This is a genomic window from Rhizobium grahamii, assembly GCF_009498215.1.
Taxonomy (GTDB): Bacteria; Pseudomonadota; Alphaproteobacteria; order Rhizobiales; family Rhizobiaceae; genus Rhizobium; species Rhizobium grahamii_A.
This window is the reverse complement of sequence record NZ_CP043498.1, coordinates 3,238,572-3,253,503: the sequence shown is the minus strand read 5'-3', so window position 1 is coordinate 3,253,503 and position 14,932 is coordinate 3,238,572. Positions and strand designations below refer to the sequence as shown.

Genomic DNA, 14,932 nt, shown 5'->3' with positions numbered 1-14,932 from the left:
TTTCTTACGTGCTGCTTGTAATTGGTTCCAAATAGGTTCTATTGTGGTTCTATGGATAGAACCAGTCTGATTGCCGAAATCGAGAGCCGTGGTTTGCGCGATACCCAGCGCAGTGGCCCGCTTTACAAGCGATTGGCGGCGGCCCTCACCGGGCTCATTCAGGAAGGCTTGCTAAAGCCCGGGACAGCGCTGCCGAGCGAACGCGATCTTTCGGAGTCTCTCCAGATCGGCCGCGTTACCGTGCGCACCGCGTATCGTGATCTTCTGAATGCGGGGACACTGGAATCACGGCATGGCAGCGGTACTTTCGTTTCCGGAAGCGTGCAGCGGATGGAGCAGTCGCTTTGGCGACTGTCGTCATTCTCGGCAGACATGCGTTCGCGCGGTCGCGTGCCGGCCGCAAAAATTCTGTCGCGCACGATTGCGACACCGTCGCCTGAGGAGGCCTTTTTGCTTGGTCTTGGTTTGGATGAACAGGTTCTCCGGCTGGATCGCTTGCGCCTGGCCGATGGGCAGCCTTTGGCGATCGAGCGGTCGGTGGTGCCATTAAAGTTTCTGGGCGCCAGCCAGGGCAACGAGGGGTCGCTCTACGACGCGCTAGCCGCGAGCGGGAACCGGCCGGTACGAGCGGTCCAGCGCCTGACAGCGGTCATCCTGGACCGGTCATCGGCAGCGGCGCTCGAGGTGAAGGCAGGTGCCCCCGCCTTGCTGATCGAGCGCGTCTCGCGCCTCGATGACGAACGCCCCGTTGAATACACGCGGTCGCACTATCGAGGCGACGCATACGACTTCGTTGCAGAATTGAGAATTGGAGAAGAGCCATGAGTGAGACACAGTCGTTGATGTTGCAGGAAGCCGGGCAATCCCCGGAGGTCGTTGCAACGCTCCTAGAGAAGGAGAACAAGGTCTTTGCAGAGATCGCGAAGCTGTTTTCCGACAACGCTCCCGGTGTCGTCACCACAGCGGCGCGCGGGTCTTCCGATCACGCGGCGACGTTCTTCAAATATCTTCTGGAGATTAGCTGCGGCATACCCGTTGCTTCGATCGGCCCCTCGATAGCGTCCGTTTATACGGCGCCGCTGCATCTGAAGGGTGGGGTGCACTTCACCGTCTCGCAGTCCGGAGCGAGCCCCGATATCGTCGCTCTACAGGACGCTGCCAAACGCGGTGGTGCGACGACGATTGCCGTGGTCAATGTGGTCGACAGCCCGCTCGCAAAACAGGCGGATATCGTCCTCGGCTCAACGCGGGCCCTGAAAAGAGCGTTGCGGCAACGAAGTCCTTCATCGCCTCGGTCGCCGCCTTATCGGGTGTAACGGCGGCGATTGGCGGTAAGCGCGATCTTCAGCACGCGTTAGAAAAGCTTCCCGAGGCGCTGCTTTCGACCGCCGGTATCGACACGGCTGATGCCGAGGAAGTGCTTTTGGGCGCCACCTCGCTTTACACGGCCGGCCGAGGCCCTGCCTTCGCGATCGCTCTTGAGGCCGCCTTGAAGGCAAAGGAAACGGCGAGCCTGCATGCGGAAGCCTTCTCGCTGGCTGAACTGATGCATGGGCCGATGCGTCTCGTACAGCCGGGCTTCCCAATCGTTGCCTTTGCTCCCGATGATGCGGCCTATGCCAACAATGTCCAGGCCCTGGAGCGACTGCAGAAACTCGGGGCAACTGCCGTGCCCTTTTCCTCGCAACCGTTGGCCGGCATCAATCTGCGTGTGCCGACGACGGGTAACGGGCTTCTGGACCCGTTGGTCTCCCTACTCGTCTACTATCGCCTGATTGAGTCCGTGACGCGTCGCAAGGGCTTTGATCCAGACAAACCGGCAAACCTGCTGAAGGTTACGGAGACGATGTGATGCAACGCAAGGTCTTTATTGGCGCCCGCATCTTTGATGGCGAGCGGTTCCATGACGATAAGGTCCTGGTCGTGGCGGGCGGTCGGGTTGAGCGAATTGCCTCGGCGGGCTACCATCCCGCTGGTGAAACTGTTGTGCTTGACGGTGGGGTTCTGTGTGCCGGCTTCGTCGACGCACAGGTCAATGGCGGCGGCGGGCGGATGTTGAACGATGAGCCGTCGGTCGAGTCGATGTACATGATTGCCGACGGGCATCGTCCTTACGGCACGACAGCGCTTCTGCCCACCCTCATCACGGATACTGCCAGCGCGACGCTCTCGGCCATTGAAGCCGCGAAGCACGCCGTCGAAACAAACAGGGGCGTTGGAGGTCTGCATCTCGAAGGCCCGCATCTTGCTCCAGCTCGCAAGGGTGCGCATCTCGCCGAATTGATGCGGCCCGTGGAAGACAAGGACGTCGAGGCATTCATTTCAGCCAGGCAGTCGATCGGCACGTTGCTGGTGACGATCGCGGCGGAGCAGGTGACCGCCGGACAGGTGCGAAAGCTCAATGAGGCCGGCGTTATCGTCAGCATCGGGCATTCGGATTGCTCCAGCGAGGCGGCGGAAGCACTGTTCGATGCCGGCGCGCGCGGAGTCACGCACCTCTTCAATGCCATGAGCCAGATGGGCCATCGCACTCCCGGTCTGGTTGGCGCGGCGCTTGATCACCCGTCGGTCTGGTGCGGCATTATTGCCGATGGCCACCACGTCGATCCCAAGGCGCTACGCGTCGCGCTTCGCTCGAAGCGCGGGGAGGGCAAGCTCTTCTTCGTGACCGATGCTATGTCTCTGGTCGGCTCCGAGCTCAATAGCTTTACGCTCAACGGTCGCACGGTTCGTCGCGAAAAAGGCGGCTTCTGCTCCAAGCTCGTGCTTGCCGATGGGACGCTTGCGGGTTCGGACGTGGATATGGCATCCGCCATTCGCTACGGCGTCACCTATCTGGATCTTACCCTTGCAGAGGCGCTGCGAATGGCGACGATTTATCCTGCTCGCTTCCTGCGGCTTCACGACCGGGGCAGCCTGCTGCCAGGCGCGCGTGCGGATCTCGTTCACATGAGTGATGCTGTCGACATTCGCCGGACATGGATCGGCGGCGAGTAGGCCGCTCGTTCGTCAATGCAGTGTTGACGATCGGTCGCCAAAGTTCACTCTATCGAGCCGAGTGGTAGAGGCGCATATCTTTCCCAGTTGAAGCAACGGCATCCAGCCGCTGCTTCCTTGAAAGGAATGCTTCTATGGCACAGCTACTAATGAATTCCAGCGTGGCAATTCTGATCGCAGCAGCATTTCTGGGCACGGCGCTTGCCGCGATCCGCAACGAAACGCAGGCAATGCAGCGTATACCCGTGAGGATTAGGCAACGCCGTCAGGGCAACCGTTGACTGACCGAATGTTTCCTTAAATCAGCCCCAATATCGACACCGGTCTCCAGCACGAATGTCTGCACCGGACTTGGGAGACGAACATGACCAGAATCATCGGAGCGGCAGCATTCCTGACCATTGCGATTGCTACCTACGCGGCTTCGATCAATCCTTATGAAACCAAGCCGCTGCAGCAGTCGCTACAGCGGGATGGTCAGACAGTCGAGCACACCGGATCGGTGCGCTAGGGCACACGGGATTCGTGCGTTAGACGAAGAGCTGTCCGCCGTTGGCGCTCAAGGTTGAACCCGTGATAAAGCCGGCGTCATCGGAGACAAGGAACACGACGCAGCGCGCCACTTCTTCCGGCTCCCCAAGTCTTCCAACTGGAATCTGCGGGATGATGCGTTCGTTCAGCACCTTCTCGGGCACCGCGAGAACCATCTCGGTGCCGATGTAGCCGGGGCAGATCGCGTTGACCGTGATGTTCTTCGCCGCGCCTTCCTGGGCCAGCGCCTTGGTGAAGCCCAGATCACCCGCCTTTGCGGCCGAGTAGTTGGCCTGTCCCATCTGGCCTTTCTGACCATTGATCGACGATATGTTGACGATGCGGCCAAAGCTCCGTTCACGCATGCCGCCCCAAACCTGATGGGTCATGTTGAACAGGCCGGTCAGGTTGGTGTTGACGACCTCATGCCACTGCTGCGGCGTCATCTTGTGGAACATGGCGTCCCTTGTAATCCCGGCGTTGTTGATAAGAACTTCGACAGGTCCGACCTGCGCTTCGACCTCGGTAAGGCCTTCGCCGCAAGCGGCATAGTCAGACACATCCCACTTGAAGACCGGAATGCCGGTCGCATCGTGGAATGCCTTGGCCTTCTCGTCGTTGCCCGCATAATTGGCGGCGACTTTATAGCCAGCGTTTTTCAGCGCGAGAGAAATCGCAGCACCAATGCCTCGGGTGCCGCCGGTAACGACCGCTACTCTGCTCATGTTTCGCTCCCCTGTGTAAGGCTCCGCTATACTGCGGAGCTTGATAGTTCACGCATCGATAGGCGGTTCACAGTGCCTCGAAGCACATGGCGACACCCATGCCGCCGCCGATGCAAAGTGTTGCCAGACCTTTCTTTGCACCGCGTCTCTTCATCTCGAACAGCAACGTGTTGAGGACGCGTGCGCCGGAGGCACCGATCGGATGGCCAATAGCGATCGCGCCGCCGTTGACGTTGACGATCGCAGGATCCCAGCCGAGATCCTTGTTGACCGCGCAGGCCTGTGCGGCGAACGCTTCGTTGGCCTCGATGAGATCGAGATCGGAGACGGACCAGCCGGCCTTTTCGAGAGCCTTGCGCGAAGCCGGGATTGGCCCCGTTCCCATCACCTGCGGATCAACGCCGGCGGTCGCCCACGAAACGATGCGGGCAAGTGGCTGAATACCGCGCCGGGATGCCTCGGCTTCCGTCATGAGCAATGCCGCAGCGGCTCCGTCATTGAGACCGGAAGCGTTGCCCGCGGTGACGGTGCCTTCCTTGTCGAAGGCCGGACGGAGTTTTGTCATCGCGTCAATCGTTGCGCCGTGGCGGATGTATTCGTCGGCATCGACGGTCACATCTCCCTTACGGGTCTGGATGACGTAGGGCACGATCTCATCCGCGAAACGGCCGGCTTTCTGGGCCGCTTCCGCCTTGTTCTGAGAGGCTACGGCGAATTCGTCCTGCTCGCTACGGGAGAGTTGCCACTGCCGGGCAACGTTCTCCGCCGTCACCCCCATGTGGTAGCCGTAGAACGCGTCGGTCAGGCCATCCTTGATCATGGTGTCGATCATCTTCATGTCGCCCATCTTGACGCCGCTGCGCAGGTGCGCGGCGTGCGGCGCCATCGACATCGACTCCTGGCCGCCAGCCACGATGATCTTAGCGTCACCGAGGGCGATCTGCTGCATTCCGAGCGCCACGGCGCGCAGTCCGGAACCGCAAAGCTGGTTGACGCCCCACGCCGTTGCTTCCTTCGGAACGCCGGCCTTCATCGCGGCCTGGCGTGCCGGATTCTGCCCTTCGCCGGCCGGCAACACCTGGCCTAGAATAACTTCGTCGACCTCGGCGGCATCGACGCCGGCGCGTTCCAGTACACTTTTAACGGCGACCGCGCCCAGCTCATGAGCCGGTACGGTTGCGAACGCGCCGTTGAAAGAACCAACCGCCGTACGCGCGGCGCTAGCGATGACGATAGAAGGATTGGACACGGGCAGTCTCCTCTTTGCACCGACACATATGAGGTGAAACTGACAAAGCTTCGGCGCCGAGTCAAACGACATTAGCCGTCATAAGAATTTTCGAAAATGCTTACATACGGACAAATTATGCCTACCGCAAAAGGGGTTGCCGCATCGCACAAAGAGATTGTCACCGGCCTTCTTTTCCGTCTACACTCCCGATTGGAGGAGCTTCCATAACAATCAGACGGGCTTCGGGAGACTGATATGGCGAAGAATGAGGGTCAGATCGTAATCAAGAAATACGCCAATCGCCGCCTTTATAACACAGGAACCAGCACATACGTTACGCTGGAAGACTTGGCGGAGATGGTGAAGAAGGGGGAGGATTTTACGGTCCAGGACGCCAAGAGCGGGGATGACATCACCCACTCGGTGCTGACACAGATCATCTTCGAACAGGAATCAAAGACTGGGAACACGCTGCTGCCGATTTCATTTCTGCGTCAGCTGATCACCTATTACGGCGACCAGATGCAGATGGTCGTTCCGAGCTTCCTCGAGCATTCGATGAAAGCGTTCACGGAACAACAGTCGCAGATGCGCGAGCAGGTCACGCGTGCCTTCGGCGAAACGCCGATGGGGAAGAACCTGCAGTTGCCGATGCAGATGGTCGAAGACCAGGTGCGCCGGAACACCGAGATGTTCCAGCAGGCAATGCAGATGTTCTCGCCTTTCATGACGCCGCCCGCAAAGGAGACGACGCGCAAGGCCGAGGCAAAGGATATCGACGAGTTGAAGCAGCAATTGCGCGCGCTTCAAAACAAGCTCGACAGCCTCTGAAATCTACGGACTGAACTGCCGGATCCGCGCTTCTCCCGCTGATCCGGCAAGAGCGGTCTTTCAAAGTCCGATCGAGACGTCACGGCCCGCGCTGCGGACCGACACGGCGAAGCCGCCGATCACGTCGATCAGAGTAATCGTCATCAGAATGAAGAATACTTGCGTTGCTGCGTCCTGAACGAGCAGAAACTCGACCAGGAACGCGATGAACACGAGCATCGAGAGCATATGATTGGCGAGGCTTCCGCCGCCATTTCGCGTTGCCTTCAATATCTCGAAGAACAGAACGCAAAGCGCCAAGACGATGAACAGGTCGCCGAGCGACATGCTCCAGATCGCACCTGATATCATCGACAGCACGACCACGTCATTCTTCAGCGCCGGAAGTCCGCCGCTGCCCATCAGGCCCAACATTGCAAGATTGTAGAGAACGAAAGGAATGATCATCAGCGGAAAGGCGTTGAACATTTAGCGGAATCTCCCTCGACGGAAGAATAGTGCCGCAAATCTTCACGTCACTTCAAGACATGAAAACAATACATTGCCGCTGAAACGCAAAAGGCCGGCTCGTGGCCGGCCCTGCGATCATCATTTGCGCATATGCGCAAACAGATATTATGCGCTTTCCTTCGGCGTCAGAACCTGACGGCCGCGATACATACCGGTCTTAAGATCGATATGGTGCGGGCGACGCAGTTCGCCGGAGTTCTTGTCTTCAACGTAGGTCGGTGCCTTCAGCGCGTCAGCAGAGCGGCGCATACCGCGCTTGGACGGGCTTGTTTTTCTCTTCGGTACAGCCATTTTAATTACTCCACTTCACGGGCAAACACATCCAACGGCCAGACTGGCGGCCGAAACGACGTATCGCGATTTCGGAAATTTTGCGCGCTTATACATGCCTTGTAGGGACTTGACCAGTCCCAAGCTTATTTTTTGAGATTCCCCAGATTCTTCTTCAGACCTCGTCTTCCTGAACGATCCAGGGCTCGGCGCGGGCAGCCTCTTCCCAGGCTCGCCAGGCAGGATGAGCCTTCACTTCCGCGATGTAGCTCAGTGTGTCGCTGGCAGTGACGAGGTCGTAAGTATCGAACCGATTGACGACCGGCGCAAACATCGCATCAATTCCCGAAAAAGCTCCGAGCAGGAATGGTCCACCCGAGCGAGCGCGGAGGTCACGCCAGATCGCCTCAATGCGTGCGACATCCGCCATCACGCCATCGGCCAAGGCTATCTTGCCCTTGGGACGCCTGATGTTCATCGGGCAGGCGTTGCGAAGATGATGGAAGCTGGACAGCATCTCCATGGAGGCCGCCCGCGCCACCGCGCGCTTGTCCCGCTCCTTGGGCCAGATTCCGGCCTCGGGGAAAAGCTCGGCGACATATTCGATGATGGCGAGAGATTGCCAGACGCGAAGCTCTCCATGCACCAGGACCGGCACCTGCCCATTCGGCGAGAACTCCCTGAAGTGCTGATTTCCGGTTGCGAAATCGAATGGAACAACCACTTCCTCGAACGGAATGCCGCCCGCGGTCATCGCAATCCAGGCCCGGAACGACCAGGACGAATAGTTCTTGTTGCCGATGTAGAGTGTAAGCTTGTCCAAATCCGTTCCTTCGATCAGTTATCGGTATCGAATATCAGCCGTTCTTCGAAATGGTTCATGTCCTCGAAAGTGCAGAACGCGGGCGGCCTCAATTCCAATACCGGAGCGCTTTCGCGCAATTCCTCAAGCGACTCGTCCAGCATTGCCTGCCATCCAGGAAGGGCCTGATCATCGAGCCTTCTTATCGGATAGCAGAAAGTAATGTGGAACGCATAGGAATCGTGATCCGGATGCCTGTATCCGAACACCTCGGCAAAGGCGTTCCGCCACGCCGCAAGCGCCTTGCGGTCCTCGACCGATGCGCCAGCCACGGTCAGTCCGACTGGCGTGACCTCGGTCACCTCGACGAGAAAAGGATCGAGAGCGCGGAAGGACTGCAGGCGGGACAGGTAGATCTCGCTCATCCGGTTGATGTCGGTATCGAGGGAGACGTCTTGCGGCCAAAACGGCAGTCGCCGGCGGTATTCGATGATCCCCTGAAACAGCGTCATATGGAGGCTCGAAACCGGCGTGAACGCAAACTGGGACGCTTCCTTCATCATCAGGAATTTCTGGCGAGCACGTAGGATTGCGCTTTGCGAGCGCGAACCGTCCACCAGATGGCAGACGACCGTGTTGCCGGGTTCGGGAAGAAATTCGCCGGCGTCGTTATAACGCGTGCCGAGATGTGGGATCGGAGCGGGATTGTGCGTGCTGGAATAGCGGAGCAGAGAAGGCGAAAAGGGGGAGGGCATGGGTGGATTATCCGGGGTTTCGACGGGAGGCACGTCCATACGTCCGGATCACGACTGTCGGATGACACAGCCGAGGGATAAGCTCTGCTCAGTCGTAGATGCACCTGATATATTCGCCGGAGCTCCGGGCACGCCTCTCGATGACGGCGGCCAGCCTGCGCAGTCCGCGGCCGGGCTTGCCGGCATTGCGATCGATCGGATTGGGGAGTGAGACCGCGAGCAGGGCAGCCTGGCGGCTGCTCAACTTCGAAGCAGGCACCTTGAAGTGATGGCGCGCGGCTGCCTCGATCCCGTAGATTCCCGGTCCCCATTCGGCAATGTTCAGGTAGATTTCCATCAGGCGGCGCTTCGACCAGATGAAGTCCGCCGTGACGGCCAGCGGCAATTCAAGCGCCTTTCGGACGAAAGACCGGCTGTTCCAGAGAAAGAGATTCTTCGCCGTCTGCATCGGTATGGTGCTGCCGCCACGGGTCGAATGGCCGGCGAGAGTATCGGCGACCAGCATGCGCATTTCCGCCCAGTCCACGCCGCCATGAAAGCAGTACTGGCCATCTTCCGACATCATGACCGACTGCACCAGTACTGGCGATATGTTGTCGATCGATACCCATTGGCGATCGTAACCCCGCAACAGGACGAGATCACGGAGCATCAACGTCGAAACGGGGTGAATGAAGGGGAGGAGATAAAGAACGATAAGCACGTAGGGAAGGACGGCGAGTGCAGCCAAGGCAAGGACGATACGCATCATGACCGGGCGACCTCTCAGCCACAGAAGGATGCGCCTGTGGAACGGCACGGCGCTGCTGTCCTCTGTCTCCGGCGTGATATCCAATTCCCCGACCCAGTCTTGTTCCCTGTCTCTCCATACCGCCTGCAAACAGGCATTGCCAGAGACAAAGGAAATCTTGGACAAGTGATCGACAATTCCGTTGCAAGCCGAAGCCCGCTCATGCCAAACAGCCCGGCATGAGCGCAAACATCGACACTTTTGAAAACCGATTGTCCTCCAACGCGACCGCGATCGAGGCGCTGCTCGACAAGCTGCTGTCATCAGAGGTGCTGAGCGACGAGATCACCCGACCGGAACGTTTGCGTGCTGCCATGCACTATGCCGTGCTCAATGGCGGAAAGCGCCTGCGGCCGTTTCTCGTCGTCGAGGCGACGGCATTGTTCGGTGGAGATCGCGAAGCGGCCCTGAGGGTCGGCGCGGCACTCGAATGTGTGCACTGTTATTCGCTGGTGCATGACGATCTTCCGGCGATGGATGACGACGATCTGCGTCGTGGCAAGCCGACCGCGCATATCGCCTTTGACGAAGCGACCGCAATCCTCGCCGGCGACAGCCTACTGACCTACGCCTTCGACATCATTGCCTCGACGCAAGGCGCCCTTGCGGAATCGAGTAAGGTCGCTCTGGTGCTCGCTCTCTCTCGCGCTGCGGGTGTGGGTGGAATGGCGGGTGGTCAGGCTCTCGACCTTGCGGCAGAAAAGCAGAGCCCCGACGAGCAGGGGATCGTCACCCTCCAGGCCATGAAGACAGGTGCTCTCATCCGTTTTGCCTGTGAAGCGGGCGCAATTATCGCGGGTACGCCGGCTAACGATCGGGCGCGGCTGCGGCTTTTCGGCGAGAAGATCGGTCTTGCCTTCCAGCTCGCCGACGACGTTCTCGATCTGACGGCGGACGCAGCGACGATGGGTAAAGCCACGGGCAAGGACGCGAGCCGCGGCAAGGGCACGCTGGTTGGGCTGCGTGGGCTTGCTTGGGTCGAGGCGACCCTCAACCGGCTCGTTTGTGAAGCCGAGGAGCTCCTGGCTCCCTACGGGGAGCGAGGCAAGGTGCTTGCCGATGCCGCGCGGTTCGTGGCCAATCGCAAAAGCTGAAATGTGACCGTGACAAGATTTCTTCCGGGCTTGCCTCTGCGTGCCTTGCTTCAAAGGAAATGCGTCGCATAAGCTCGGTAGCCAAGACGCTGGCGCGTGCCGGCAAACACGAGGCATCCATGCACGAGACCCTGAGCTACCTTCCGCAGATCCTGCCTGCCTACATTGCCTATATCGTCGCGGTCATCAGCCCCGGCCCGGCCATCATGGCGATCGTCTCTACATCCATGGTGCACGGCCGCAAGGCCGGCATGACGATCTCGCTCGGGATTTTCGCCGGCTCCTTCACCTGGGCCTGCGCGGCAGCCCTCGGGCTTGCCACGATCCTCAACACCTACGCGGTCGCCCTTGAGATCCTGAAGATGTTCGGTGGCCTCTATCTGCTCTATCTTGCCTACAAGGCCTTCAAGGCCGTGCGCGCCAACCACGACATCCAGCAGGCCACAACGCCGAAGAACATGTCGACGCGTGCGTTGCTCCTGCGCGGCTACGGCATTCACGTCACCAATCCGAAGGCGATCTTCGCATGGCTGGCAATCATCGCGCTGGGCATGCCGCAGGGCGCGCCGGCATCGGTTGCCGGTCTGATCGTCGGTATCTGCCTGACGACGGGCTTCATCGTCTTCATGGGCTACGCTGTGCTCTTCTCAACACCGCAGGCGCTGAAGATCTATGCCAGCCTGCGCCGCTGGATCGAAGGCGCCATGGCTGCCTTCTACTGTTTCGCAGGACTGAAGCTGCTCACCAGCCGCATCTAATCTTGGATGAGGAAGCGACGGCGCGGATTACTCCGCCGCCGTCCTGTTTTGCCCGAAGCGCTTTTCGATATAATCGGCGACCAGTGCCTCGAAATCACCGGCAATATTCGGGCCGCGCAGCGTCATCGCCTTCTGTCCATCGATATAGACGGGTGCCGCCGGGCTTTCGCCGGTTCCCGGCAGCGAGATGCCGATATCGGCATGCTTGCTTTCGCCCGGGCCGTTGACGATGCAGCCCATGACGGCGACGTTGAGTGCTTCGACGCCCGGATACTTGTCGCGCCACACGGGCATATTCTTGCGCAGGTCGTTCTGGATGTTTTGCGCCAGTTCCTGGAAGACCGTCGACGTCGTGCGGCCACAGCCGGGACAAGCCGCGACAACAGGAATGAACTGGCGGAAACCCATGACCTGCAGGATTTCCTGCGCCACCTGCACTTCGCGGGTGCGGTCGCCATTCGGCTCCGGCGTCAGCGACACGCGGATCGTATCGCCAATCCCGTGCTGGAGCACATAGCCCATGGCGGCCGAGGAGGCGACGATGCCCTTGCTACCCATGCCTGCTTCAGTGAGGCCGAGATGCAGCGCGTGGTCGGAGCGCTCCGACAGCATGGAATAGACGGCGATCAGATCCTGCACCTGGCTGACCTTGGCGGACAGGATGATGCGGTTGCGCGGCAGGCCGATCTCTTCGGCGAGGTTCGCCGAAATCAGTGCCGACTGCACGATCGCCTCGCGCGTCACCTGGCGCGCCGAAAGCGGCGAACCGGCCGCCGAGTTCTGGTCCATCAGCGCGGTCAGCAGTTCCTGATCGAGCGAGCCCCAGTTGACGCCGATACGCACCGGCTTGTCGTAGCGGATCGCCATCTCGATGATGTCGCCGAACTGCTTGTCCTTCTTGTCCTTGAAGCCGACATTCCCGGGATTGATCCGGTACTTCGCCAGCGCCTCGGCGCAATCGGGATGATCGGCAAGCAGCTTGTGGCCGATATAATGGAAGTCGCCGACCAGCGGCACATCCATGCCGAGACGCAGCAGCCGGTCGCGGATGCGCGGCACGGCGGCGGCACTCTCGTCGCGATCGACGGTGATACGCACGAGTTCGGAACCCGCCTTGTAGAGTGCGGCCACCTGGGCGACGGTTGCGTCGATATCGGCCGTGTCGGTATTGGTCATCGACTGGACGACGACGGGCGCGCCGCCTCCGACGATGACGCCGCCGACATCGACTGCGACGGATGCGCGGCGCGGTTTCGGATCAAAATCCGTAGCTGAAGACATGGATAGAGCTCTTGAACCCTTAAATTTCGTGCCTTTCAGGTGGATCATGACCGCCCGCTTGTCAACCCGCGGCATCCATCACTTTGTTTGACGTCGCCTCAGTGACCGCCACCGGAAATACCGTCGGCGTAACGTGCCAGATTGGAAAGCGCCAACACGACGAGGAGAAGCACCGGCAGCGCCATGAACACGACGGAGAAGCCGATATGCTCCGCCACGAAGCCGATGGCCGACGGTGCCACCAGCATCCCGGAATAGCCCATGGTGGTTACGACGGAGATACCGATACCCGCCTTCAGATGCGGAATATTGCCGGCAGCCGAGAACGCGATCGGCACCATGTTGGAGATACCGATGCCGCAGAAGGCGAAGCCGAGGATAGCGATCTCCGCATTCGGGGCGAAGCCAGCAAGCAGCATGCCCGCGATGGCGAACAAGGTGCAGATCCTGAGCGTCTTGACGCCGCCCAGGCGATCACGAACGAGGTCGCCGGCAAAGCGCATCGCCGCCATCGTCAGCGAGAAGGCCGCAAAGCCGAAGCCGGAGAGCGCAATCGAAGCGCCGAGTTCCTCGCGCAGGTAGAGCGCACCCCAATCGAGGACCGCACCTTCCGGCATCATCGAGAACAGGGCGACGAGACCGAGCAGCCAGGGCAGCGGAACCATCGGCAGCCGGGTCTTTTCCTTCTTGGTGTCGGGATGCGGCTGGTCGGCAAGGACGATATTCCAGGCAACGGCAAGCGTGATGGCGGCGAGAGCGGTGGCGACCACGGCATGCGCGAACACGCCGAAATGGGCGATCAGGAGGCCGCCGAGGCCGGCGCCGATCAAGCCGCCGAGGCTCCAGAAGGCATGGCAGGACGACATGATTGCCCGCCGCATCGATTGCTCGACGGCGACGGCATTCGCATTCATGGCTACATCCATGGCGCCCATGAACCCGCCGAACAGGAAGATCGCGATTGCCGCGGTCACGATGTTGGGTGCCAGCGTCAGGGCCAGCAGACAAGGCAACAAGCAAACCGCCATGACGAGCACAACGAGGCGCGACCCGTGCCGGGCAATCTGCGCGCCAGCAAGCGGCATCAGCGTCAGCGAACCGATCCCGAGCACCAGGATCATCAGCCCGAGCTGGAACTTGCTGAGATCAAGCCGCTCGGCGAACTCAGGAATCTTCGGCGCCCAGGAACCGACAGTGAAGCCGTTGATCAAGAACAGCAGCGACACAGCGACCCTGTTCTTCGTGATGTAGCCGCTTTTTGCCTGCGGCGCCAAATTGACATGACTATCCATTATTTCTTCCATTTTCCGGCGGCACCGTGCCTCCCTGGCCGATACCGGATTGACGTATGCGCGTGGCCTAAAGAGCCACGACTGTTCTGCACCCGCGATCGCGGTATTGGACGAGCATATCCGGATCGGCGTCGCGCTCGACGACCAGGCATTCGCAATGAGAAACCGGGAGCACGGCATGAGGGGCCGCCGTGCCGAATTTCTCGGAGGTTGCCGCGACCAGCACGCGCCTGCTGCGCGATGCCGCAAAACGCTTGAATTCCGCATCTTCGAAGCCGAAGGTGGTGACTCCCGATGTTAGATCGATGCCGCAGGCGCCGAGGATGCAGAGGTCGGGCGACAAGGCCTCCATGTCGCGCATGGCCTTGGCACCCAGCGAGCCTCCCACCTGCCTGTCCAGCAGGCCGCCGATCAAAACGACATTCAGGCCCGGCTTCTCAAGCAAGGCCGAGGCAATCGCCGGCGCATTCGTTGCAGCTGTCAGCGCCATGTCGATCGGAAGCGCCGATGCAATTGCGAGATTGGTGCTGCCTGCATCGAAAAAGACCGTCGAACCCGGCACAATCTCGGAAACGGCGGCGAGCGCAAGCGAGTGTTTTCGATCCGGCGCCTGAGTGGCGCGGTGGCTGAGCGTTCCGCCGGCCGGCGCTAACGGCAGCGCGCCGCCATAGACCCGTTCGCAGAGGCCGGCCGCCGCCATCTCGCGAAGATCGCGTCGAACCGTATCTTCCGAAACGCCAAACTCCGCCGCAAGTTCGGCGGCGATAACTCGGCCTTCCGACTGCAACTTTCGCGCAATCGCGCTTTGTCGTTCTGCCAGCAGCAGCTCATTTCCGCTCATGCCGATTTGCCCTAAAAACCGAGATCAGACAGCAACACGTACAAACGTGCATAAACATGCATTGCCAGCGGTTCGGTGTTTTGGCAATTCACAAAATGAAACACTCGGTACAAAACACGCGATAAATGAGAAAATTTTTCGCAGATGCCGATTTTCTTCGCAGTTTTCTGCGCATCGCAGCGCCCTATTTTCTGCAATTTTCAACGCATCGAACACACCTTGTG

17 protein-coding genes and 1 pseudogene are annotated in these 14,932 nt (G+C 60.0%); 8 read left to right on the top strand and 10 right to left on the bottom strand.

The window, feature by feature from the left end; all coding sequences use genetic code 11:
- The first annotated feature begins 51 nt into the window (after nt 1-51).
- From FZ934_RS15710 to FZ934_RS15695, 5 genes and pseudogenes are all read left to right on the top strand, one after another.
- Complete coding sequence (locus FZ934_RS15710) at nt 52-825, top strand: GntR family transcriptional regulator (RefSeq protein ID WP_153271829.1); 774 nt, start codon at nt 52-54, stop codon at nt 823-825.
- Nucleotides 822-1,852, top strand: a pseudogene (locus tag FZ934_RS15705) (SIS domain-containing protein). Before FZ934_RS15710 ends, FZ934_RS15705 begins: the two are co-directional and overlap by 4 nt.
- Complete coding sequence (nagA, locus tag FZ934_RS15700; RefSeq protein ID WP_153271828.1) at nt 1,852-2,997, top strand: N-acetylglucosamine-6-phosphate deacetylase; 1,146 nt, start codon at nt 1,852-1,854, stop codon at nt 2,995-2,997. The pseudogene FZ934_RS15705 and the gene nagA overlap by 1 nt, the downstream one beginning before the upstream one ends.
- Before the next feature lie 134 nt (nt 2,998-3,131).
- On the top strand, nt 3,132-3,278 hold the full coding sequence (locus tag FZ934_RS27845) for a hypothetical protein (protein WP_194273724.1): 147 nt from the start codon (nt 3,132-3,134) through the stop codon (nt 3,276-3,278).
- 83 nt (nt 3,279-3,361) lie between these two features.
- A complete protein-coding gene (locus tag FZ934_RS15695; RefSeq protein ID WP_153271827.1) occupies nt 3,362-3,508 on the top strand; it encodes a hypothetical protein in 147 nt (48 codons plus the stop codon).
- 19 nt (nt 3,509-3,527) lie between these two features.
- Here FZ934_RS15695 and FZ934_RS15690 read toward each other — a convergent pair whose 3' ends face one another.
- Together FZ934_RS15690 and FZ934_RS15685 are read right to left on the bottom strand one after the other, a co-directional pair.
- Complete coding sequence (locus FZ934_RS15690; protein WP_113360059.1) at nt 3,528-4,253, bottom strand: beta-ketoacyl-ACP reductase; 726 nt, start codon at nt 4,251-4,253, stop codon at nt 3,528-3,530.
- A 67-nt stretch (nt 4,254-4,320) separates the two neighbouring features.
- The gene (locus FZ934_RS15685) at nt 4,321-5,502 is read right to left on the bottom strand and encodes an acetyl-CoA C-acetyltransferase (protein WP_153271826.1); all 1,182 of its coding nucleotides are present in this window, start codon (nt 5,500-5,502) and stop codon (nt 4,321-4,323) included.
- 237 nt (nt 5,503-5,739) lie between these two features.
- Here FZ934_RS15685 and phaR point away from each other — a divergent pair, with 237 nt between their 5' ends.
- Nucleotides 5,740-6,315 carry a polyhydroxyalkanoate synthesis repressor PhaR gene (gene phaR, locus FZ934_RS15680; protein WP_153271825.1) on the top strand — a complete coding sequence of 192 codons (576 nt, stop codon included), beginning with the start codon at nt 5,740-5,742 and terminating at the stop codon, nt 6,313-6,315.
- A gap of 60 nt (nt 6,316-6,375) precedes the next feature.
- On the opposite strand, the gene FZ934_RS15675 is transcribed toward phaR, so the two are convergent.
- The 5 genes from FZ934_RS15675 to mtgA form a co-directional block, all read right to left on the bottom strand.
- Entirely contained in the window at nt 6,376-6,783 is a 408-nt protein-coding gene (locus tag FZ934_RS15675) for a hypothetical protein (protein WP_153271824.1), read from the bottom strand.
- A 147-nt stretch (nt 6,784-6,930) separates the two neighbouring features.
- A complete protein-coding gene (rpmF, locus tag FZ934_RS15670; RefSeq protein WP_003543812.1) occupies nt 6,931-7,116 on the bottom strand; it encodes a 50S ribosomal protein L32 in 186 nt (61 codons plus the stop codon).
- Between the two features lie 154 nt (nt 7,117-7,270).
- The gene (locus tag FZ934_RS15665) at nt 7,271-7,918 is read right to left on the bottom strand and encodes a glutathione S-transferase family protein (protein ID WP_153271823.1); all 648 of its coding nucleotides are present in this window, start codon (nt 7,916-7,918) and stop codon (nt 7,271-7,273) included.
- Nucleotides 7,919-7,932: 14 nt separating this feature from the next.
- The gene (locus tag FZ934_RS15660; protein ID WP_153271822.1) at nt 7,933-8,652 is read right to left on the bottom strand and encodes a DUF1868 domain-containing protein; all 720 of its coding nucleotides are present in this window, start codon (nt 8,650-8,652) and stop codon (nt 7,933-7,935) included.
- 88 nt (nt 8,653-8,740) lie between these two features.
- Nucleotides 8,741-9,487 carry a monofunctional biosynthetic peptidoglycan transglycosylase gene (mtgA, locus tag FZ934_RS15655; protein WP_153271821.1) on the bottom strand — a complete coding sequence of 249 codons (747 nt, stop codon included), beginning with the start codon at nt 9,485-9,487 and terminating at the stop codon, nt 8,741-8,743.
- Between the two features lie 134 nt (nt 9,488-9,621).
- Between mtgA and FZ934_RS15650 the strand changes: the two genes are divergently transcribed.
- Nucleotides 9,622-10,536, top strand: a complete 915-nt coding sequence (locus FZ934_RS15650) for a polyprenyl synthetase family protein (RefSeq protein ID WP_153271820.1) — start codon at nt 9,622-9,624, stop codon at nt 10,534-10,536.
- Nucleotides 10,537-10,655: 119 nt separating this feature from the next.
- Nucleotides 10,656-11,294 carry a LysE family translocator gene (locus FZ934_RS15645; RefSeq protein WP_153271819.1) on the top strand — a complete coding sequence of 213 codons (639 nt, stop codon included), beginning with the start codon at nt 10,656-10,658 and terminating at the stop codon, nt 11,292-11,294.
- A gap of 27 nt (nt 11,295-11,321) precedes the next feature.
- Here FZ934_RS15645 and ispG read toward each other — a convergent pair whose 3' ends face one another.
- The 3 genes from ispG to FZ934_RS15630 form a co-directional block, all read right to left on the bottom strand.
- Nucleotides 11,322-12,575: a flavodoxin-dependent (E)-4-hydroxy-3-methylbut-2-enyl-diphosphate synthase gene (ispG, locus tag FZ934_RS15640; RefSeq protein WP_153271818.1), complete on the bottom strand. Its 1,254-nt coding sequence runs from the start codon at nt 12,573-12,575 to the stop codon at nt 11,322-11,324.
- Between the two features lie 98 nt (nt 12,576-12,673).
- Nucleotides 12,674-13,867: an MFS transporter gene (locus FZ934_RS15635; RefSeq protein WP_153271817.1), complete on the bottom strand. Its 1,194-nt coding sequence runs from the start codon at nt 13,865-13,867 to the stop codon at nt 12,674-12,676.
- A gap of 67 nt (nt 13,868-13,934) precedes the next feature.
- Nucleotides 13,935-14,708, bottom strand: a complete 774-nt coding sequence (locus tag FZ934_RS15630; protein ID WP_153271816.1) for a DeoR/GlpR family DNA-binding transcription regulator — start codon at nt 14,706-14,708, stop codon at nt 13,935-13,937.
- Nucleotides 14,709-14,932 lie beyond the last annotated feature (224 nt).